The following is a 19,681-nucleotide window of genomic DNA, read 5'->3' as shown; positions in this document are numbered from 1 at the left end:
GGTGGCGCGGTGGTGGGGCGGCGGGTCGGGGCGGTGTTGTGCGATCTGGACGGGGTGGTGCGGGTCTGGGGGGATCTGGGCGAGGTGGATGCGGTGCACGGGTTGCCGGCGGGGACGGTGGCGGGGGCGGCGTTCCGGGAGGAGCGGTTGGCGCCGGCGGTGACGGGGCGGGTGACGGACGAGGAGTGGCGGGCCGCCGTCGCGGACGATCTGGCGGCGGTGTGCGGCTCGGCCGCGCGGGCGCGGGCGGTGGTGGCCGACTGGGGTCGGCAGCCGTCCCGGGTGGACGCGGAGGTGCTGGCGCTGCTCGGCGCGGCCCGCCGGCGGGCGCCGGTGCTGCTGGTCTCCAACGGCACCACCCGGCTGGAGGCGGACCTGGCCGCGCTCGGCCTGGACACCGCCGTCGACGGGGTGCTCAACACCGCCCGGCTGGGCGTGGCCAAGCCCGACGCCCGGGTCTACCTGGCGGCCGCGGAGCTGGCCGACGTCCCGCCCGGGCAGTGCCTGTTCGTGGACGACAGCGCCGGCAACGTGGCCGCCGCCGAGGCGCTCGGGATGCTCGGCCACCACCACCGGGGCGCCGCCGGCCTGCGCCGGGCCCTCGCGGCGGGCGGGCTGCTCTGACCGCTCCGCGGAACACGGCGGCGCGCCCGCCGGCCGCGTGCCAGCATCGTCCGCATGACGACCTTCTCCGCACCCGACGGCACCACCCTGCACTACGAGCAACTCGGCGACGGCGCACCGCTGGTGGCGATTCCCGGCGGCCCCGGCGCGGACGCCCGCTACCTGGGGAACCTCGGCGGCCTGGACGCCGACCGGCGGCTGATCCGGTTCGAGCCGCGCGGCACCGGCCGCTCCGCCGAGCCGGCCGACCGGGCGAGCTGCGCCTTCGCCTCCCAGGCGCAGGACGTGGAGGCGCTCCGCGAGCACCTCGGGCTGGACTCCTTCGACCTGCTCGCGCACTCCGCGGGCGCCCTCACCGCGCAGCGCTACGCCGCCGAATTCCCGCACCGGGTGCGGTCCTTGGTACTGGTGACGCCGGTCGGCCGGGGCGCCCGGGAGGCCGACGAGGCGGAGTTGGCGGAGATCCGGGCCGGCCGCGCCGATCAGCCCTGGTACCCGGACGCGGCGCGGGCGGCGGCGCAGCTGGCCGCGGGGCAGGGCGATCCGGCCGAGCTGCTCGCGCGCATCACCCCGTTCTTCTGGGGCAGTTGGGACGACCGGGCGCGCGCCGCGTCCTTCGATCCGGAGCTGGTTCCGGGCGCGCCGTGGATGCGGGAGGCGTTCTACGCGAGTGCGGGCACGGCGGCGCCGGTGGCCGTGCCGGTGCTGGTGGTGGCGGGCGAGCTGGACGGGATGATCGGCACAGCGCCGTCCCGGCTGGTCGCGGCCCTGCACCCGGCGTCCCGGCTGGAGGTGGTGGCGGGTGCGGGGCACCGGATCTGGGTCGAGAAGCCGGCCGAATTCACGGCGCTGGTGCGGGAGTTCCTGAGCTAGTCGGCCTCGACCAGGCGGCGGTAGTCGGGGGCCAGCAGGTCGGCGAGGTCGCGGCCACGGGCCGGGATGCCGCTGGGGCCGAGGTGGTCGAGGGCGGGGTCCGGCCGTTCGGCGGGTGCGTCGGGTGGGCGGAGGGCGAATTCGCCCTGCCAGAAGGCGTCCAGGCACTGGTCGAGCGGGCGGTCGGAGGCGGTCGGGCGGGTGGTCATGGCGTCACTCCCCCACGGCGTCGGCGGACAGGGCGAGCAGGTCGCGCAGTTGCTCGGCGGGCAGTTCGGTGAGCCACTGTTCGCCGGCGCCGATCACTGCGTCGGCCAATTCTCGTTTGGCCTGGAGGAGTTCGGCGATCCGCTCTTCGACGGTGCCGACGCAGACCAGGCGGCGGACCTGGACCTCGCGGCGCTGGCCGATCCGGTGGGCGCGGTCGGTGGCCTGGTCCTCGGCGGCGGGGTTCCACCAGCGGTCGAGGTGGATCACCTGGTTGGCGGCGGTGAGGTTGAGGCCGGTCCCGCCGGCCTTCAGCGAGAGCAGGAACACCCTTGGCCCGTCCGGGGATTGGAAGCGGTCGACGAGTTCCTGGCGGCGCGGCGCGGACAGGCCGCCGTGCAGGTACAGCACCTGGGCGCCGAGCCGGTGGCGCAGGTGCGGCTGGAGGAGCGCGCCGAACTCGGCGTACTGGGTGAACACCAGCACCCGGTCACCCTCCGCCAGGGCCTCCCGGAGCAGCGCGACGAGGCGCTCGACCTTGCCGGAGCGGCCGCCCAACGGCGAGCCGTCGCGCAGCAGTTGGGCCGGGTGGTTGCAGACCTGCTTGAGCCGGCCGAGGGCCGCCAGGACCGCGCCCTTGCGTTCCACTCCGCGTACCCCGTCGAGCCGGCGCAGCAGTTCGGCGACCACCGCCCGGTAGAGCCCGGCCTGTTCCGGCGTCAGGTTGCAGCGGACGGTGAACTCCTGCTTGGCGGGCAGCTGTTCGCCGATCTCGGGGTCGCTCTTGAGGCGGCGCAGCAGGAACGGCCCGGTGAGCCGCTGCAGGCGGGCGGCGACTTCCCGGTTGCCGGACTGCTCGACCGGCACGGCCCAGTGCTCCTTGAACGATTCGGCGGTGCCGAACAGTCCGGGGTTGGCGAAGTCCAGGACGGCGTGCAGTTCGGCGAGGCGGTTCTCCACGGGGGTGCCGGTGAGCGCGATCCGGGGGCCGGAGCGCAGCGAGCGGATCGCGCGGGACTGCCGGGCGGAGCGGTTCTTGATGTGCTGGGCCTCGTCCGCGACGATCCGCCGCCAGTCGATCGCACGCAGCGCGGCGGTGTCCCGCTGGAGCACCCCGTAGGTGGTGATCACCAGGTCGGCGGCCGGGTCGGGGGCGGTGCGTCCGGGGCCGTGGTGGAGCTGGACGCGCAGGCCGGGGGCGAACCGGGACGCCTCGCGCTGCCAGTTGCCGACCAGTGAGGTGGGGCAGACCAGCAGGACGGAGCCGCGGGCGCCGCGGGCGTGTTCCAGGGCGAGCAGGGCGAGGGTCTGCACGGTCTTGCCGAGGCCCATGTCGTCGGCCAGCACCGCGCCGAGGCCGAGCCGGCCGAGCGCGTCCAGCCAGGCCAGTCCCCGTTCCTGGTAGGGGCGGAGGGATCCGGTGAAGCCGGGCGGGGGCGGGGTGCGGTGGGCGCCGGGGAGGCGGCCGAGCCGGCCGGCGAGCAGGTCGCCGAGCGGGCCGTCGGCGTGCACGACGGTGACCGGCAGGCCGTCGACGACCGCGCCGTCGTCGAGGGCGAGCCGCAGCAGGGCGGCGGCGTCCAGGTGCGGTTCGTCCCGGCGGGCGGCGAGGAAGCGCAGGGCGGCGGCGAGTTGGGCCGCGTCCACTTCCACCCACTGGCCGCGGAGCCGGACCAGGCCCTGCTGGGCGGCCGCGAGTTCGTCCAACTCCTGCTGGGTGAGGGGCTGTTCGCCGACGGCGAGCTGCCAGCGGAAGTCCACCACGGCGTCCCGGTCGGCCTGCGCGGTGCGCTTGACCGACCCGGGTGCGGGCCGGCTGTGCGCGGTGGCGGCCAGGCCGAGCCGCGGGCGGCGGCGCCACCAGGCGGGCAGCAGGACGCCGTACCCGGCGGCGGTCAGCAGCGGAGCGGTGTCGCGCAGGAACGCGAGCGCCCCGGCCCGGTCGAGGTCGACGCCGGTGGGCCGGGTGCGGTGCAGGGCGCCGCGCAGCTCGGGGCAGATCCGGGCGGCGCGGTCGAGTTCGGTGAGGTACGCCTCCACGGGGTCGCCGAGGCTCTGCGCGAGGGCGGCGAACGCCGGTCCGTCGGTCCAGAGTTCGGCGGCCGGGAGCAGCAAGGAGGGCCGGTCCACCGGTCCGGCCAGCACGTCGAGTCGCCAGTTCTCGTCGGTGACGGCGGCGTCCGGGTCGCCGGGGGCCGTCCCCAGCGGCTCCGACAGGCGGAACGCGAGCCGGACTTCGCCGGTCGGCTCCGGGCCGGCGCTCCAGGCGGCGAACCGCGCCGCCTGCTCGGGGTCGGGGGGTGCGGACAGGCGGGGGTCGGCGCCGTGCAGGGCGTCGATCCAGCCACCGGCTTCGGTCCCCGGTGCGGCAGCCGGCCGGACGCTGCCTCCGAGGGCGGTACGGGTCTCGTGGTCGGTGAGGGCGTCCAGGACGGTGCCGAACAGGGCGGTGCCGGTGCGTTCGGCGCCGTCCTCGGCGCGGGCGATCGGCGGGCAGCCGGCGGCGAGGGCGGCCGCCTCCCGGCGGGCCGGGCCGTCGGGCGCGGGTCGCCAGCGCGCCGCCCACCCGTCCGGCTCCTCGACCAGCGCGGGCAGGACCCGTCCCCGGCCGACCAGCCGCCACGCCAGGTCGTGCACCGCCGTCAGCCAGCGCAGCGACGCCCCGTAGGCCAGCTCCGCCGGGCGGCCTCCGGGCAGTTCGACGGTGGTCCCCGGCCAGTACGGGTCGAACAGCTCGCCCAGCAGTTGGGCGGCCTCCGCCCGCTCGAACAGCAGCGCCGGCACCCGCCACGCCTGCAGCGCCCGGCCCTTCGCCGTGGACCCGACCGGCAGGTCGGGGGACGGCGTGGGCCGGGATCCCAGCGTCGGCAGCCGCAGGCTCACCCACCGCTCGGCGCCGCGCTCGGCCAGCCAGGCCGGCCCTGGGCCGACGGCGGCCAGCAGCCGTGCGACCTCCTCGGCCGAGGACGCGTACGGGTGCCGCGCCCCCTCCACCGCCCGTCCGGTGAACGCCCCCGCGTCCTCCGCCCACAGCCCGAGCCGGCCGTCGGCCCGCCAGAGCGCGTGCAGGACGTACATGGGAGCGGGGCCTCCGGGGACGAGGGGCGGGCAGGGCCTTCCACGATAAGCAGGCGGATGCGGAACCCGGGCCCGCGAGGGGCCCGGCCGGCGTTCACGCCACGTGGAACACGGGCCCTCGCGGCGTGAACGGCAGTGTCGCGCCCCGCGGGATCAGGTACGCGTGCTCCCGCCGGGGCACGCGCAGCACGTCGCACTCGGCGTCCGTGATGATCAGCACCGGTGCGGTGGCGGGGAAGTCCGGCGCCCGGGTCAGCAGGTCGATGCCGGGCTGGAGGACCGTTCCGCCGCGGCCGTGGATGCGGACCCGGGAGGCGAGTTCGGCGACCGGCAGGTAGCCCGCGTCGTGGGGGGCGGCGTCGCAGTGGATCAGCCGGGCGGCGGGGACGTCGCGGGCGGCCGCGTAGGAGGCGATCGCGCCGAGCGCCTTTCCGAGCAGGACGCGGCCCATCGACCCGGAGGTGTCGAGGACGACGCCGAAGGTGCAGCGCGGGGTCTCCTCGGGCGGGTGGTGGCGCCCGGCCCGCGGGATGTCGGGGCTGGCGGACTGCCGCCGGGACGGCCGCGCGTAGGACCGCAGGGGTTCCGGCCGGGGGACGAACTCGTCGAACCAGCGGGCGAGTTGCGCGTCCCAGGGCAGCGGCGGGTGGGCCAGGGCGCGGATCTCCTCGACCAGTCCGGCGGGGAGGGTGCCGCGTTCGCGGGTGTGCAGGTCGAAGCCCTGGAGGAGGCCGCGGCGGTAGAACTCGTCCAGGTCGACGTAGCCGCTGCCGCGGTCCCGGGCCAGGGGTTCGCCGAGGATGTCGCCGAGTCCCTTGCCGCGCAGGGTGGCGAGGCGTCGCAGGCGGCGCTGGTCGCGGGCGATCCGGTCGTAGACCTCCTCGGCCGAGAGGCCCTTCAGTTCGGGGTCGTGGAGCAGCCCTTCGGGCATTTCGCCGACGCCCATCTCGATCAGCCACCCGTTGATGACGTAGTCGGCGGCGACGTTGAACAGGTAGGGGTCGCGGCCGCCGGTCCGGTCGCCGTGGCGGAGGGCGGCGTGCAGCATCTCGTGGGCGAGGATGAAGCGCCATTCCTCGTCGGTGTGGCGGCGCAGGGGGTTGAGGTAGATCTCGCCGGCTTCGGCGTTGACGGCGGCGACGGTGATGCCGTGGGCGCGGGCGAGTTCGGCGTCGGCGACCAGGGTGAGGCCGGCGGCGAGGCCGCCGAGCAGGGGGTAGCTGGAGACGAACCAGCCGAGGGCGCGTTCCCAGGGGCGTTGCGGGAGGCGGGGGCCGTCGAGGTGTTCGCGGCGGCCGGCGGCCAGGTCCATCGCGGCGGAGACGGTGCGGGTGAGGGCGTGGGCGAAGGCGAGGGTCCAGTCCTCGGGGTCGTCGGTGCCCCACCAGGTGTGCAGGAGCTGGTCGGGCTGGTCTCCGGCGGTGCCGCAGGCCCGGTAGTCGGCGGGGATGCCGTCGCGGCGCCAGCGGGCGGCGAGGGTCTCCTCGTCGCCGCCGGGCCAGGCGGCGGGGAGGTCGTCGGGGGCGCGGCCGACGTGGAAGGTGGCGAGGAAGCGGTTGACGACGGCGCAGCGGGCGGCGAGGTCGGCGGCGTCGGGCTGGGTGCGGCGGCCGCGGGCGGCGGGGAGGTGGCCGAAGCCGAGGTGGAGCAGGGCGTGGGCGAGGGCCCAGGCCCATTCCTCGGGCTCGGCGCGGCGGGTGCGGTGGGCGTGCAGGGCGCCGTCGGAGGTGACGACGACCCAGCCGTCGGCGGGGTGCAGGGAGCAGCGCTCCGGGCCGGTGGTGCACAGGGTGGCGGGGACGGCGGCGAGTGCGGGGTTGGCCCGGGCCTTGGCGAGTCCGGCGGCGAATGCGGCCTTGGCCGGGTCCTGTTCGGGCTTCTCTGCGGGGCGGCGGGTGCTCACCGGCGGGCCTCGACGAGCCGGGGCAGGTCGCGGGCGGCTTCGATGAGGAACCAGGACGGCAGGACGGGGTTGCCGTCGGGGCCGTCGGCGATCACGGTCTGGGCGACTTCGACGGAGATCTCGGCGAGTTGGACCAGCAGCGACTTGGAGCGGTAGGCGTGCTGGCGGACCGTCGGCGAGGCGTGTTCCTTGCGGGCGGGCAGTTCCTTGACCAGTCGGCCGCGGAAGGAGTCGGCGAGGTAGTAGAGCAGGTCGCGGTCCTCGATCCGGTGCGGCCAGGAGGCGTCGCCCTTGAGGATGGCCTCCAGGCCGTACGCGTTGCGGACGATCTTGGCGTAGCCGCAGAAGGCGACGGCGTGCGCGGGGGTGAGCAGGCCGTGGGCGAGGACCTTGAGGGTGTCCTCGTCGAGGCCGGTGCCGAAGGAGTGCAGCGCGTCGGAGAGCATGTGCCAGGCGCGCGGGGTGGAGAACGGCTCCTCGGTCTTCGGCGGGCTGGACCACAGGTGGTCGGGCCGGTCGGTGAGGTGGTCGGTGATCCAGGGGTGGATGCCGTGGCCGGCGGCCCAGCCGAGCCAGTCGTCGGCGCTGGCCCGCAGGTGGACGTGGACCAGCCGGTTGAGCAGCGCGGACGGCATCGGGCGGGCGAGGGCTCCGTCGGTGGCGCGGTTGCCGGCGCCGATCACGATGGAGCCGGCCGGGAGTTCGTAGTTGCCGATCCGGCGGTCGAGGATCAGCGAGTAGAAGGCCTTCTGGACGTCCGGGGTGGCGGCGTTGAGCTCGTCCAGGAACAGGCAGTAGGGCTGGTCGCGGGCGATGCTCTCGGGCGGGCAGAACCGGGAGCGGCCCTCGGGGGTGATCTGCGGGACGCCGATCAGGTCCTCGGGGGCGAGCTGGGTGCCGAGCAGGGAGACGCATTCCAGGCCCAGCGAGTCGGCGAACTGGTTGACCAGCGAGGACTTGCCGATGCCGGGCGCTCCCCACAGGAACACCGGTCGCACGGTGGCGAGTCCGAGCAGCAGCTCGGGCACCTGGGACGGCGACACGGTGACGGCTGACTGCACAGGTCTCCTCTGGGAGGGGCGGGGTGGGGTTCGGCGGTCAGTGTGAACCGCCGGGGCGGCCCGGCGCACCCGGTTTTCCGCCGTCGCGGCGGGCTGTCCACAGGCTGGGGACAACCGGGACGGCACCCGCATAGGACAACTTTCAACTTCATGGTTGAAACTTGAACCAGGTGGGCGTACAGTCGAGCCATCAACAAGTTGAAGCCTCAACAAACGGCTTCGACCCCCAGAAGGAGAGAAGCCATGGGCATCTTCAACCGCAGCAAGAACACCGTCGCCGCCGCCCCGGCCGCCGTCCAGGGCCCGGACCTGGCCCACCTGACCGGCGACTACACCATCGACAACACCCACTCGAAGATCGGCTTCGCGGTCCGCCACGCGATGGTCACCAACGTCCGCGGCGAGTTCACCGAGTACGAGGGCAAGCTGCACCTGGACGGTGCCAACCCGGCCGCCTCCACCGCCGAGCTGGTGATCAAGGTCGCCTCGATCCACACCAACCAGGCCCAGCGCGACGAGCACCTGCGCACCGGCGACTTCTTCGACGCCGCCACCTACCCGGAGATCACCTTCAAGTCGACCACCGCCGAGCAGGTCGACGGCGACACCTACCGCCTGCACGGCGACCTGACCATCAAGGGCACCACCCGCCAGGTCGTCCTCGACCTGGAGTTCACCGGCGCGGCCACCGACGTGTACGGCGCCAACCGGGTCGGCTTCGAGGGCGGCACCACCGTGGACCGCACCTCCTGGGGCCTGACCTACAACGCCGCGCTGGAGACCGGCGGCGTGCTGATCGGCGAGAAGGTCAAGCTGACCCTGGACATCTCCGCCGTGCGAGCCTCCTGAGACCGCCTGCCCCGGCCGCTGCGCGGCCCCCGGTACCGCCCCCGCCGTCCCCCTCGGCGGGGGCGCCGCCGTTTCTACCGGCGCAGCAGGGCGGCGTCCTCGGCCGGCAGCCAGCTGCCCGGCGGGCGCTCCAACCAGCCTTCCGCAGCGGCGAGTTCGGCCGCAGCTTCGCGCAGCGCGGCCAGCCCGGGGTGGCGCAGGTCGGGCCGGTGCACCAGTCCGACCAGGCTGAGCGGCACCGGATCGACGAGCGGGCGCGCCACCGCGCCCGGGATGTCCGGCCCGCCCGTGGTGGTGAGGACCGGGCTGCCGTGCCGGACCAGGTAGCGGGCGAACTCCGCGGCGCCGACCGGCGGGGTGCGCGCGGGCGCGGCGGCCAGGCCGTGTTCGGCGAGCAGCCGCAGGCCGAGGTCGGTCCACTCGGCGGTGTCCGGCTGCCCCGCGAACACGTCCACCGGGTGCCCGTCCAGCGCGGCCAGCGGCACGGCCGCCAGCCCGGCCAGCGGGTGCCCGAGCGGCAGGAACACCGCGACCGGCTCCAACCGCACCGGCGTGTGCGCCAGCCGGGACCGGACAACCGCCGGCAGGCCCGCGTACCGCCCGAACGAGACGTCCAGCCGGTGCGCCGCCAACTCCTGTGCCGCCGCCGTGAGTCCGCCCTGGTAGCGGGCCAGCAGCTCGGTCTCCGGGCAGCGCAGGCGGGCGGCGGACAGCACCCGCTCGGCGGTGAGCTCGCGGTCGCCGCCCGGGCTGTTGACGTCCACCAGCAGCGCCCGGGTGTCGCCGAGCGCGGTGATCTCGGCCTGGAGTGCGAGCAGCTGACGGGCCTTCGGCAGCAGCGCCGCGCCCGCCTCGGTCAACTCGACGCTGCGGGTGGAACGGTGGAACAGCGGGCAGCCGAGGTCGCGCTCCAGCGCCCGGACGTCCCGGCTGACGGCCTGCTGGGCCAGGTGCAGCCGGGCGGCGGCGCGGCCGAAGTGGAGGGTCTCGGCGACGGCGGTGAAGCTGCGCAGCAGGCGGGGGTGGAGGTCACGGGGCACACGGGAGATTAACAACAGCATCCGGTCAATCGCACGGAATCAGGTGTTGGACGGCGCCCGGGCCGCGGCCCGAGGGTGGAGCCCTCCCCCCTTCCTCTCCCCCGGAGTTGTGCGTTGTCCCTGCCGTTCGCCCGCTACCGCCCCGTCTTCGCCGCACCGGGCAGCCTCACCTTCACCCTGGCCGCCCTGCTCGGCCGGCTCGCCCTGGCGATGTACGGCGTCTCCGTCGTGGTGCTGATCGCCGACCGGCGCGGCTCGTACGCCCTGGCCGGCGCGGTCTCGGCGGCCGGCGTGCTGGCCGGAGCCGTCGCGATGCCGCTGCTCGGACGGCTGGTCGACCGGCTCGGCCAGGCCCGGGTCGCCGTCCCCGCCGTCCTCGCCACCGCCCTGCCGACGGGCGCGCTGCTGCTGTGCGTCCGCGACGGCGCGCCCGACTGGACGCTGTTCCTGTGCTGGGCGCTGTCCGGCACCAGCCCCGACCTGGGCAGCATGGCCCGGGCCCGCTGGGCGCACCTGCACCGCGCCGACGCCGCCCTCCTGCACCGCGCCAACTCGCTCGAACAGGCGCTGGACGAGCTGTGCTTCATGGCCGGACCGGTCCTCGGCATGGCGCTGTGCACCACGCTCGCCCCCGAGGCCGGACTGATCGCCGCCTGGGCGGTCGGCACCGCCGGAACCCTGCTGTTCGCCGCCCAGCGCGGTACCGAACCCCCGCTCGCCGCACCCGCCCCGGTGCCCTCCGCCGCCGCCAGCGGACTGTTCCGCACCCGGGGCTTCCCCGCACTGCTCGCCGGGTTCCTCGCGGCCGGCGTGCTGTTCGGCTCCCTGGAGGTCACCACCCTCGCCTACACCGACTCGCTCGGCCGGCAGTCGGCAGGCGGCACGCTGCTCGCCCTGGTCGCGGCCGGGTCCTGCGCGTCCGGGCTGGCGTTCGGCGCGATCCGGCTGCGCCGCCCGGCCGCGGTGCGGCTCGCCCTCGGCGCGGGCGCGATGGCCGTCCTGATGCTGCTCCCGCTGGCCGCCGGGCAGTCCGGGGCCGGGGTGGTGGTCCTCGGCGCGGCCCTGCTGGCCGCCGGTTCGGGCACCGCGCCGACGATGATCAGCGGCATGACGCTGGTCCAGGAACTCCTCCCCGCCCACCGCCTGAACGAGGCCATGGCCCTGGCCGTCTCCGCGATCCTGGTCGGCATCTCCACCGGTGCCACCCTCGGCGGGTCCGTCGCCCAGCACACCGCCCCGGGCACCGGCTACTTCCTCCCCGTCGCCGCCGCGGCCCTCGCCGCCCTCGCGGCCCTCCCGGCCGCCCGCCGAGCCACCCGCAAGCGCTGACGGCCGGCGCCGGCCACGCGGCGAACCGCCGACGGCGGAGCGCGTCGGCAGGCCGTTGACGGCCCGTCAGCCCGCGGGCCCCGCACGGCGGCTAGCGCCAGCCGTACTCGTACTCCGGCAGTGCCGTCCCGTCCGGGAAGTGGGCGGTGCCGTGGGCGAGGCGGCGGGCGCCGTGGCGTTCGTAGAAGGCGATGGCGCGCCGGTTGGCGGCGAGGACGTCGAGGCGGACGGGCCGGTCCGGGTGGCGGGCGAGGGCGGCGTGCAGCAGGCGGGTGCCGAGGCCGGTGCCGGTGCGGCCGGGGCGGACGTGCAGGTGTTCGAGGCGGACGACGGGGCCGTCCGGGACCAGGTGGGCGAAGGCGGCGAGGGTGCCGTCGGGGTCGTCGGCGAGCAGCAGGGTCGGGGTGTCGGCGGGCGGGCCGTAGTCCGCGGCCAGTCGGAGTTCCCACAGCAGCGGCTGCTCGCTGTCGGCGGCGAGCGCCGCGTCCGGGACGAGTCCGGCGTAGGCGCTGCGGCGGCTGGCGGTGAGCAGGGCGGCGACGGCGGCGGCGTCGGCCGGGCCGCCCTCGCGCAGGGTGGCGGGCATGCCGCCAGCCTTGCACACCGGGGGGTTGAACGCGTTCAACCGGTGCCCTACAGTCGTCCCGAGCAGTTTTGAACGCGTTCGAAATTGTTCGGCCCCGGCCGAGGAGGGGGTCCGTCCGCCTGCCCGGGCGACGGGCGGACGGCCGGGGCGGGTGGACGGCGCGCCCGGTGCCGGGGGGCACCGGGGCCGCCGGGGGAGGCCGGTCCGCCGGGAGGCCGTTTCGCCCTCCCGGTCCGGAGTTGTCCCGGTCCCGGGCTAGGCTCGGTTCCACAGGTGACCGGGGCGAAGCGAACGGCAAGGCGGGGCGAAGGTGCCAGCAGACGACGGGGATCGGAGCCGACGGGGCCCGGTAGTGTCGGACGGCGTGGAGAGCGCGAGCGACCGGAACGAACCGGAGAGCGGCGGCCCCGCCCCCGAACTTGCGGGCGGCCGTGCCCAGCCGAAGACGGACAAGAGCGAGGCGACCCGGGCGCTGATCCTGGAGACCGCCATGCGGCTGTTCCAGGAGCGCGGCTACGAGAAGACCACGATGCGGGCGATCGCCGCCGAGGCGGGCGTCTCGGTCGGCAACGCCTACTACTACTTCTCCGCGAAGGAATTCCTGATCCAGGGGTTCTACGACCGGATGACGTACGACCACGCCGCCGACGCCCGGCAGCGGATGGCCGGCACCAAGGACTTCGCCGAGCGGCTGGAGATCGCGCTGACCTCCTGGCTGGACACGGCCGCGCCGTACCACGAGTTCGCCGCCCAGTTCTTCCGCACCGCCGCCGACCCGACCAGCTCGCTCAGCCCGTTCTCCAACGAGTCGCACCCGGCCCGGGCCACCGCCGTGGAGCTGTTCCGCGAGGTGCTGCAGGGCTCCGAGCTGGCCCCGAAGCTGGACGCCGAACTGGTCGAACTGCTGCCCGACGTCCTGTGGTTGCACCTGATGGTCGTGGTGCTCTACTGGGTCTTCGACCGGACCGACGACACCGAGCGCACCCGGGAGTTCGTCCGCCGCTCCACGCCGATGGCCGCCCGGGTGATCAACCTGTCCCGGTACCGGATATTCCGCCCGATCGTGCGCGACGCCAAGGGCCTGATCCAGGACTTCATCCTCCCGACCATAGGGAAGACCGCCGTCAAGTGACGGCGGCCCTCCCCGCCGGCCCGGCCGCCGGGTGACGACCCGTCAGAAGACGTCGGGGTTCCAGGGGGCGCGGTCGGTGCGCAGCAGGCTGTCGACGCGGGCGGCGGCGCCCGGGGCGAGCTCGGTGACCAGGTCGGCGTCGGCCAGCCGGGTGGCGGTGTCGGCGCCGAGGTGGAGGGTGCCCAGCTCGGCGACGCCGAGGGCGAGGTCGGCGTCGTCCTGGGTGCGGGTGATCCGGGCGGTGCCGTCGGCGGCGGCCTCCAGGGCCCAGCGGCCGGCCGTCCAGCCTTCGCGGTCGGAGACGTCCAGGACCACCCGGCCGGGGGCCGCGCACCGGCGGGCGGCGAACGCGGCGGGCAGGTCGAGCAGGCGCAGCCACAGGAAGTCGGCGTCGTCCTCGTGCGGGCGGGCGGCGCGCGGCTCGTTCAGCAGCAGCGGCAGCGGGTCGTCGGGCCGCAGGTTGGGGACGACCACGTGGCGCACCCAGTCGACGGAGAACGCGAACGCCCACAGCGCGTTGGCGGTCCGCCGGTCCACCGCCAGGAAGTCCCGGACGTTCAGCGGGCAGTCGGGGTAGGAGCCGTCGAACTTCTCGTCGACGGTGTAGGTGATCAGGCCGGTGACGGTGCCGTCGGCGGTGCGGTGGAGGGCGGTGAAGCCCTCCTTCCAGTCGAAGCCGGGCAGGTCGATGCCGCCGGTGCGCAGCTGCCACCAACTGGCGGGGCGGCCGATCGCGCCGGGCTGGGTGCGCCGCCAGCGCTCGTGCAGCTCGGGGCCGAACCGGCGCACCTCGTCGAGGGTGGCGAAGCCGATCCGGTGCCCTTCGTGGACCGGCAGCCCGGCGCGCAGGCCGCCGGAGCGCAGCACGTCGACGCGCTGCCCGCCGCTGCGGGTGGCGGGGCCGAAGCCGAACCGGCCGTAGATGTTGTACTCGGCGGCGATCAGGATCGCGGCGGCCGCGCCGCGCTCGCGGGCGGCGGCCAGGTCGTGGCGCATCATGCCGCTGAGCAGGCCGCGGCGGCGGTGGGTGGCGTTGACGGTGACGGCGCTGATCGCGTCCACCGGCAGCACCGCGCCGCCGGGGACGGTCAGTTCGGTGTCGAAGCTGCGGAAGGTGGCGACGCAGCGCGGCCCCTCCGGCGTCGGGTCGGTGTGGTCGAACGCCGCCTGCATCCGCCCGGGCTCGAACAGCAGCTCGCGCCACTCCCGTGCCGGGGCGACGTGCGGCCGCATGAAGCCGCGGGCGATCGCCCGGTCCCAGACGGCCAGTTCCTCGCGGACGATCGGCCGGATCTCGATGCCCTGGTCAGTGCCCTGCTGCGCGTCGTTGCCCATCCGGCCACCGTACGGCGGCGTCCGGAAAGCAGTCATCCGGTTTTCCCGGCGCGCCGCCGGCCGAGGGCACCGCTCCCGACGGCGCGTCAGGAGCTGTCGGCGGCAGCCGGAACAATGCCGGTCATGACCCTGCTTCCCGTCACCGTTCCCGCCTCGCTGGTCCGCCGCCACGGCCTCGACCCGGAGGCGCACGACTGGGGCCTGAAGGCGGAGCACGCGGTGGCGACCCCGGCCGGGGACACCTACGTCCTCAGCATCCTGTGGCGGCACGAGCGGTACCCCAGGGACCCGGCGCTGCCCCGCTTCAGCGAGCGGACGATCACCCGCTACGCCCCCGACGGGACGCCCGTCGCCGCCGCCGTCCTCGGCAAGGAGGCGCACGGCCGGGTGGCGACCGTCGCCTGGGGCAGCGACGCCAACCTCGCGGTGCTCCCGGACGGCTCACTGGTGGTCAGCACCCGGCCCGGCAGCACCCACCTGCTCTCCCCCGACCTGGACGAGGTGCGGGCCGGCTGGTCGATGTTCGACGCCGACCGGCGGGCGGGCGGGCCGGCCGGCGACCCGTTCGCCGCGTCGGTCGCGGTGACGCCGGGCGGGCGGCTGCTGTGCACGGCCGCCGAGCACAAGGTGAACAACTGGGCCGGCGCGATGCTCAACCTGGTCGCCGTCACCGAACCCGGCGACCTCCTGGCCCCCGGCCACAAGCCGCAGCTGCGCGCCATCGCCACGCTCGACCCGACGACGCCCCGGCAGACCGAGGCCGACGGCTACCCGCACATCCGGTACGGGGACGCCCCGGTGGCGGGCGCCAACCGACCGTCGCCGTCGCTCGGCGAGGCCCTCACCGAGCTCACCGGCACCCACCGCAGCCTGTACGGCTACGACCGGTCGTTCATGAGCCGGCCGTCCGCGCTCGGCGACGACCTGTTCGTCGTCCCGGTGTTCGGCCACACCTTCCGCTCCGGCAGCCGCGGCCAGGAGTTCAGCTTCACCCTGCTCGACGACCGCGGCACGGTCCGCGGCCGCCTCGGCGGCCTGGACCTCTACCGCGACAGCCCGTTCACCGGCTTCGACTTCACCGTCGCCGCCGACCCGCACCGGGCCCGCGCCTTCCACCTCAACCGCTACGGCCTGTACGCCTGGACCGCCGACGGCGCCCTCCGGGCCCGGCTCCCCACCGCCGACAAGCCGTTCAAGCCCCTCGTCCACTTCACCCTGCTCGACTGCACCCCCGCCGGCGAGCTCCTCCTCACCCACCGCAAGCAGCACACCCTCCTGCGCGTCCCCGTCCCCGCCGACCTCGCCGACCTCCCCACCGCCGTGGAAACCGCCCTCGCCGGCCTGGCCCGCGCCCGCAACGCCCTCAAGAAGCAGTACGGCCCCACCGACTGGCTCTGGCCGGACGAGACTTCCCCCGTCCACCGCCTGTGAGCCGACGACCCGTCAGGGGCGGGCGTAGAAGTCCGGGCGGCCCATGATCCAGAGGCTGGCCTGTTTGATGGCGGTGCCGGGGCGGGGGGCTTCGATCATCTGGTCGTCGCCGAGGTAGATGGCGACGTGGTAGATGTCGGCGGCCCGGCCGGTCCTGGTCCAGAAGACCAGGTCGCCGGGGCGGAGTTGGGCGTAGCCGACGGGCGTGGACGCGGCGTACTGGTCGGCGGCGAAGTGCGGGAGGTTCTTGCCGCCGCGGCGCCAGGCCATCATGGTCAGGCCGGAGCAGTCGTAGCCCTGCGGGCCTTCGCCGCCCCAGATGTAGGGCAGGCCGAGGACGGAGCGGGCGAAGGCGAGGGCGGCTTCGGCGCCCTCGGCGGACCAGGGGCGTTCGCGGGGCGGGGCGGGGCGGAGCCGGGCGGCCTCGGCCGCCGCCGCGGCGGCGCGTTCGGCTTCCGCCCGGCGGGCGGCCTCCTCGGCCTCGCGGCGGGCGATCTCGGCGAGGGCGTCCTGCCGTTGGCGTTCGAGGTCGACGCTGGTGTCCCGGGCGGCGGCGAGTTCGGCGAGCAGGGTGTCCTGCCGGTGGCCGATCTCGGCGACCTGGCGCTGCTGGTCGGCGAGCCGCCGCTGGGCGGTGTCCTTGGCGGTGCGGACGGTGTCGGCGGCGGCGCGGGCGTCGGTCTCGGCGGTGCGGGCGTCGGCGGCGGCGCGGGCGGCGGCCCTCGCGGTGGCGGTGGCGTCGTCGAGGATCTGCCGGGTCTGGGCGCCGGCGGTGCCGATCGCGCTGGCCTGGGCGGACAGCGAGCCGGTGCCGCGGGCGCCCAGCAGGGCGTCCAGGGCGGAGAGTTGCGGGGAGGCGCCCTGCCGGTAGATCTCGGCGAGCAGTCCGGCGGCCCGGTCGGCGGCCGCGGCACGGCTCTGCTCGGCGGCGGCGGACCGGTCGGCCGCGGCCCTGGCCGCCTGCTGGGCCCTGCCGAGTCGGACGAGCGCGCCGTTGTACGCCTCGACGGCCTGTTCGGCGTTCTGTCCGGCCCGGTCGAGTTCGGTGCGGGCGGCGGCGAGCCGGGCCTCGACGGCGGCCGCGGCACCGGCCTTGGCGTCGGCGTCGGCCTTGGCCCGGGCGACGTCCTCGGCGGACGGGTACGCCTCGCCGCCGGGCTGCGGCTCGTCGGCGGCGCGGACGGCGGGCCGGGCGGCCGCGGCGGCGGGGGCGTTCGCGGCGGGCAGCAGGGCGAGCAGCGCGGCGGAGGCGAGGAGGAGGGCGGGGAGGAGCCTGCGCGGCATGTCGGGTCCTCTCTCGGACTTTCCCATGACGTGACATTTCGGTCACGCACCGCCAGATTCTCAGACCTGACGGAGCGTCAGCGCCATCGCCATGCGGCCGGCCGGGTGAGATGTCTGATTGTCGGAGCGGACGCTCCCCGGTGTCCCGGTCCGGTGGACCGCCCTGTCAGCGCGCCCGCTGCGGCGGCTTGCCGGTGGCCGTGGTGCGCGGCCGCCCGGCCCGGACGGTGCGGCGGCGGCGCTGGGCGCGGGCCCGCCGGGCCGGGTCGGTGGCGGGCGCGGCGGCGGTCCGCCGGCCGCCGGCCGGGAGCGCGGGCCGGCGGTGGGCGAGCGCCCTCGCGGCCATCCGCTCGGCGACCGCGTGCGCCTTGGGGTGGCCGGCCGGGACCTTGTCGGGCGCCCCGGCGATCAGGTCGAACAGCCAGGTGCGGGCCCGGTCGGTGCGGGCGTGCAGGCGCCGTTCGCGGCGGATCGCGCGGGCCATCCGCCGGGGCCGGCCGGCGTACCGCCAGCGCGCCCAGGGGCTGGACGGCCGGGCCAGCCGGATCGCGCCGATCCAGGACAGGCCGGGCACCATGATGCCGAGCAGCCCCGTCCAGACCTTGCCCTTGAGCAGGGCCGTCAGGCAGACCAGCGCGTTGCCGGTGATCACCGCGACCAGCCCCCACCGGGTGTCCTGCCCGGGCACGACGCCGAGCGGCACGTACCCGGTGAGCAGCAGCGCGGTGAGCAGGATGCCGAGGATCACCGCGTCCACGGACTTGCGGCCCTGCTCGCTCCAGTACACGTCGTCCAGGTGCAGGATCAGCGCGAACTCGTCGAGCACCAGGCCGCAGCCGATGCCGAAGGACAGGCCGAACCAGTCGATCCACGGCCGGCCGCCGCCGGTGGCGAACACGCCGATGCCGCCGAGCAGCAGGAAGCCGAGGCCGAACACCATGTGGTGGATGTGCAGGCCGCCGGGGGTGATGTTGCCGGGCCACCAGCGGACCTGGGCGCGGATCATGCGGGTGCTGAAGCGGATGCAGACGAAGGAGGCGATGAACCCGACGAGCAGCAGGAACAGCGGCTGCTTGTGGGCGTCCACGATGTGGTGGTGGTAGCCGTCGAGCAGTGCACTGAGCATCGGGTGGTGCCTTCGGTTCGGTTCGGCCGCCGGGTCCGGCGGCGGGTCAGAAGCCTCGGGTGCGTTTCGCGGCCCGGCGCGGGATGAGCAGGTGCGGGGCGTCGCGGTCGCTGGCGCCGGGGTTCTTCAGGAACAGCCGGGCCACCTCGCCGCCGAGGTTGACGCCGATGGCCAGGGCCAGCGCGAGCGCGACGGCGCGGCTGGCGGACACCAGCCCGTTGGAGGCGTGGCCCTGGGCGAACGCCAGCATGCCCAGGTACAGCGCCGAACCGGGCATCAGCGGCCCCATCGCGGCGGTGACGTACGGCAGCGCGGAGGCCGCCCGGTAGCGGGCGAGCAGCTGGCCGAACAGGCCGACCAGTCCGGCGGCGAGGCCGGTGGCGACGATCGGCGAGATCGACGCGTTCTGCACCAGCACGCCGTACGTGGACCAGCCGATGCCGGCGTTCAGCACGACCATCGGCAGCGAGCGCCGGTCGGTCTGCAGCAGCATGGCGAAGGCCAGCGCCAGCACCATCGCGGCGAGCAGCTGGAGCGGCGGGTTGGTGGTGCCGCCGAGGCTCTCGTCGGGCCGCAGCCGGGCGTTGTAGTTGACGCCGATGTACAGCACCAGCATCACGCCGATGACGATGCCCGCGATCAGGTACATCACTTCGAGCAGCCGGGCGGCGGCGGTGATGTAGAAGCCGGTCAGGCCGTCCTGGACGGCGGCGACCATGGCCCGGCCGGGGAGCAGCGCGAACAGCCCACCGGTGATCACCACGGAGCCGCGCAGGTGCAGTTCGTTGAAGGAGAGCAGGATGCCGCAGAACGCGGCGGGCATCGCGGCGACCACGAACTGGTAGAACTCGGGCAGTCCGCGGCGGGCGATGAAGGAGGCCAGCCGGTCGCCGACCACGGCGGTGACGAACGCGACGCCGAACACCAGCCAGGCCTTGCCGTCGGCCTGCCCGCCGACCAGGAACGAGGCCGCGCCGGCCAGCAGTCCGGTGGCCAGCGCCAGCAGCCACGCCGGGTACGGGTGGCGGTTGCGGCGGATCTCGGCGAGGCGCCGGTAGGCGTCGTTGACGGTGACCTTCTCCGCGGTGATGTCCGCGACCAGCTCGTACACGGCGGCGAGCCGGGTGTAGTCGGAGGTGCGGCGGCGCACCACCCGGTCCGCGGTGACCGGCGGGTCGATCAACGACGGCTGGTGGGAGATCGAGATCAGGGTGAAGGTGACCTGCGGCTCGCAGTGGTCGAGCCGGTAGGCGTGGGCGATGCCGAGCATCGCGGCCTCCACGTCCTCGGCGGCCTCGCCGCTGGCGAGCAGGAGTTCGCCGATGCGCAGCGACAGGTCGAGGATCCGGGGGACGTTGCGCTGGGTCTGCGCCCCCGCGGACGGGTGCAGTTCGCGCGGGGTCCGTTCGAAGGCGGGGCGCTCGGCCATGGGCGTGCGCAGCAGGGTGCGCATCCGGTCCGGCCAGGGGGCTTCGCCGGGGGCGCCCTTGTGGAGCTCGGTGAGGTCGAGGCCGTGCGCGGGGGTGTAGCCGGCGGCGTTCCACTCCTCGGGGGTGAGGGTGTCCTGGTGGAGCGGGTTGCGGGCCCGGACGGCCTCGGCGGCGTCGGGGACGGTGTGGCCGAGCAGGCCCTCGGTCTGGGCGGGCGCGGGCGCGTGCGGAACGCTGACGGGCCGTTCGATCGGTGGTGCGTCCGGCCCGAGCAGCCCTTCGGTGGGCGGCGCCTCCTGCGCCGGTGCGCCCTCCGGCTTGCGATCGGACACGGTTGCCTTCCTCCGCCTCCCCGGCAGCCGCCCGACCGGGCTGCCTACTGGCTCCCACCTT

Annotated in this window: 16 protein-coding genes; 6 read left to right on the top strand and 10 right to left on the bottom strand. The window is 75.5% G+C overall.

Annotated elements, in window-relative coordinates; genetic code table 11:
- Positions 1 to 9: 9 nt before the first annotated feature.
- Both ACFV1L_RS07070 and ACFV1L_RS07065 read left to right on the top strand, forming a co-directional pair.
- Positions 10 to 624 (top strand): HAD-IA family hydrolase, encoded by a 615-nt coding sequence (locus ACFV1L_RS07070; protein ID WP_380363631.1) that lies wholly within the window; start codon positions 10 to 12, stop codon positions 622 to 624.
- A 54-nt stretch (positions 625 to 678) separates the two neighbouring features.
- The gene (locus ACFV1L_RS07065) at positions 679 to 1,497 is read left to right on the top strand and encodes an alpha/beta fold hydrolase (RefSeq protein WP_380363629.1); all 819 of its coding nucleotides are present in this window, start codon (positions 679 to 681) and stop codon (positions 1,495 to 1,497) included.
- Here the strand turns inward: ACFV1L_RS07065 and ACFV1L_RS07060 are convergent.
- The 4 genes from ACFV1L_RS07060 to ACFV1L_RS07045 all read right to left on the bottom strand — a co-directional run bounded on the left by ACFV1L_RS07060 (position 1,494) and on the right by ACFV1L_RS07045 (position 7,746).
- Positions 1,494 to 1,706, bottom strand: coding sequence for a hypothetical protein (locus ACFV1L_RS07060; RefSeq protein ID WP_380363627.1), 213 nt, complete (start codon positions 1,704 to 1,706; stop codon positions 1,494 to 1,496). The genes ACFV1L_RS07065 and ACFV1L_RS07060 overlap by 4 nt on opposite strands.
- A gap of 4 nt (positions 1,707 to 1,710) precedes the next feature.
- On the bottom strand, positions 1,711 to 4,782 hold the full coding sequence (locus tag ACFV1L_RS07055; protein WP_380363625.1) for a DEAD/DEAH box helicase: 3,072 nt from the start codon (positions 4,780 to 4,782) through the stop codon (positions 1,711 to 1,713).
- 94 nt (positions 4,783 to 4,876) lie between these two features.
- On the bottom strand, positions 4,877 to 6,685 hold the full coding sequence (locus ACFV1L_RS07050; protein ID WP_380363623.1) for a hypothetical protein: 1,809 nt from the start codon (positions 6,683 to 6,685) through the stop codon (positions 4,877 to 4,879).
- Positions 6,682 to 7,746, bottom strand: coding sequence for an ATP-binding protein (locus ACFV1L_RS07045; protein WP_380363621.1), 1,065 nt, complete (start codon positions 7,744 to 7,746; stop codon positions 6,682 to 6,684). The genes ACFV1L_RS07050 and ACFV1L_RS07045 overlap by 4 nt, the downstream gene beginning before the upstream one ends.
- 243 nt (positions 7,747 to 7,989) lie before the next feature.
- Between ACFV1L_RS07045 and ACFV1L_RS07040 the strand changes: the two genes are divergently transcribed.
- Positions 7,990 to 8,595, top strand: a complete 606-nt coding sequence (locus ACFV1L_RS07040; RefSeq protein WP_380363619.1) for a YceI family protein — start codon at positions 7,990 to 7,992, stop codon at positions 8,593 to 8,595.
- A 74-nt stretch (positions 8,596 to 8,669) separates the two neighbouring features.
- Here the strand turns inward: ACFV1L_RS07040 and ACFV1L_RS07035 are convergent, their stop codons facing one another.
- A complete protein-coding gene (locus ACFV1L_RS07035) occupies positions 8,670 to 9,656 on the bottom strand; it encodes a LysR family transcriptional regulator (RefSeq protein ID WP_380363617.1) in 987 nt (328 codons plus the stop codon).
- Positions 9,657 to 9,749: 93 nt separating this feature from the next.
- Here ACFV1L_RS07035 and ACFV1L_RS07030 point away from each other — a divergent pair, with 93 nt between their 5' ends.
- On the top strand, positions 9,750 to 10,964 hold the full coding sequence (locus ACFV1L_RS07030) for an MFS transporter (protein WP_380363615.1): 1,215 nt from the start codon (positions 9,750 to 9,752) through the stop codon (positions 10,962 to 10,964).
- Positions 10,965 to 11,055: 91 nt separating this feature from the next.
- On the opposite strand, the gene ACFV1L_RS07025 is transcribed toward ACFV1L_RS07030, so the two are convergent.
- Complete coding sequence (locus ACFV1L_RS07025) at positions 11,056 to 11,550, bottom strand: GNAT family N-acetyltransferase (RefSeq protein WP_380363613.1); 495 nt, start codon at positions 11,548 to 11,550, stop codon at positions 11,056 to 11,058.
- Between the two features lie 364 nt (positions 11,551 to 11,914).
- Here ACFV1L_RS07025 and ACFV1L_RS07020 point away from each other — a divergent pair, with 364 nt between their 5' ends.
- Complete coding sequence (locus tag ACFV1L_RS07020) at positions 11,915 to 12,682, top strand: TetR family transcriptional regulator (RefSeq protein WP_380363612.1); 768 nt, start codon at positions 11,915 to 11,917, stop codon at positions 12,680 to 12,682.
- 42 nt (positions 12,683 to 12,724) lie between these two features.
- Here ACFV1L_RS07020 and ACFV1L_RS07015 read toward each other — a convergent pair whose 3' ends face one another.
- Positions 12,725 to 14,017 (bottom strand): GNAT family N-acetyltransferase, encoded by a 1,293-nt coding sequence (locus ACFV1L_RS07015; protein WP_380363610.1) that lies wholly within the window; start codon positions 14,015 to 14,017, stop codon positions 12,725 to 12,727.
- A 123-nt stretch (positions 14,018 to 14,140) separates the two neighbouring features.
- On the opposite strand from ACFV1L_RS07015, the gene ACFV1L_RS07010 reads away from it, so the two are divergent.
- Positions 14,141 to 15,448, top strand: a complete 1,308-nt coding sequence (locus ACFV1L_RS07010) for a hypothetical protein (RefSeq protein WP_380363609.1) — start codon at positions 14,141 to 14,143, stop codon at positions 15,446 to 15,448.
- 12 nt (positions 15,449 to 15,460) lie between these two features.
- Here ACFV1L_RS07010 and ACFV1L_RS07005 read toward each other — a convergent pair whose 3' ends face one another.
- The 3 genes from ACFV1L_RS07005 to ACFV1L_RS06995 all read right to left on the bottom strand — a co-directional run bounded on the left by ACFV1L_RS07005 (position 15,461) and on the right by ACFV1L_RS06995 (position 19,620).
- A complete protein-coding gene (locus tag ACFV1L_RS07005) occupies positions 15,461 to 16,732 on the bottom strand; it encodes a C40 family peptidase (RefSeq protein WP_380363607.1) in 1,272 nt (423 codons plus the stop codon).
- A gap of 166 nt (positions 16,733 to 16,898) precedes the next feature.
- Positions 16,899 to 17,858 carry a hypothetical protein gene (locus ACFV1L_RS07000; protein WP_380363606.1) on the bottom strand — a complete coding sequence of 320 codons (960 nt, stop codon included), beginning with the start codon at positions 17,856 to 17,858 and terminating at the stop codon, positions 16,899 to 16,901.
- A gap of 46 nt (positions 17,859 to 17,904) precedes the next feature.
- Positions 17,905 to 19,620 (bottom strand): threonine/serine exporter ThrE family protein, encoded by a 1,716-nt coding sequence (locus ACFV1L_RS06995; protein WP_380363605.1) that lies wholly within the window; start codon positions 19,618 to 19,620, stop codon positions 17,905 to 17,907.
- Between the last annotated feature and the right edge of the window lie 61 nt (positions 19,621 to 19,681).

This window comes from Kitasatospora sp. NPDC059646, from assembly GCF_042734615.1.
In the GTDB taxonomy this organism is placed as follows: domain Bacteria; phylum Actinomycetota; class Actinomycetes; order Streptomycetales; family Streptomycetaceae; genus Kitasatospora.
Note: the sequence above shows the minus strand (reverse complement) of the source record. Positions and strands in the feature narration are given on the sequence as shown.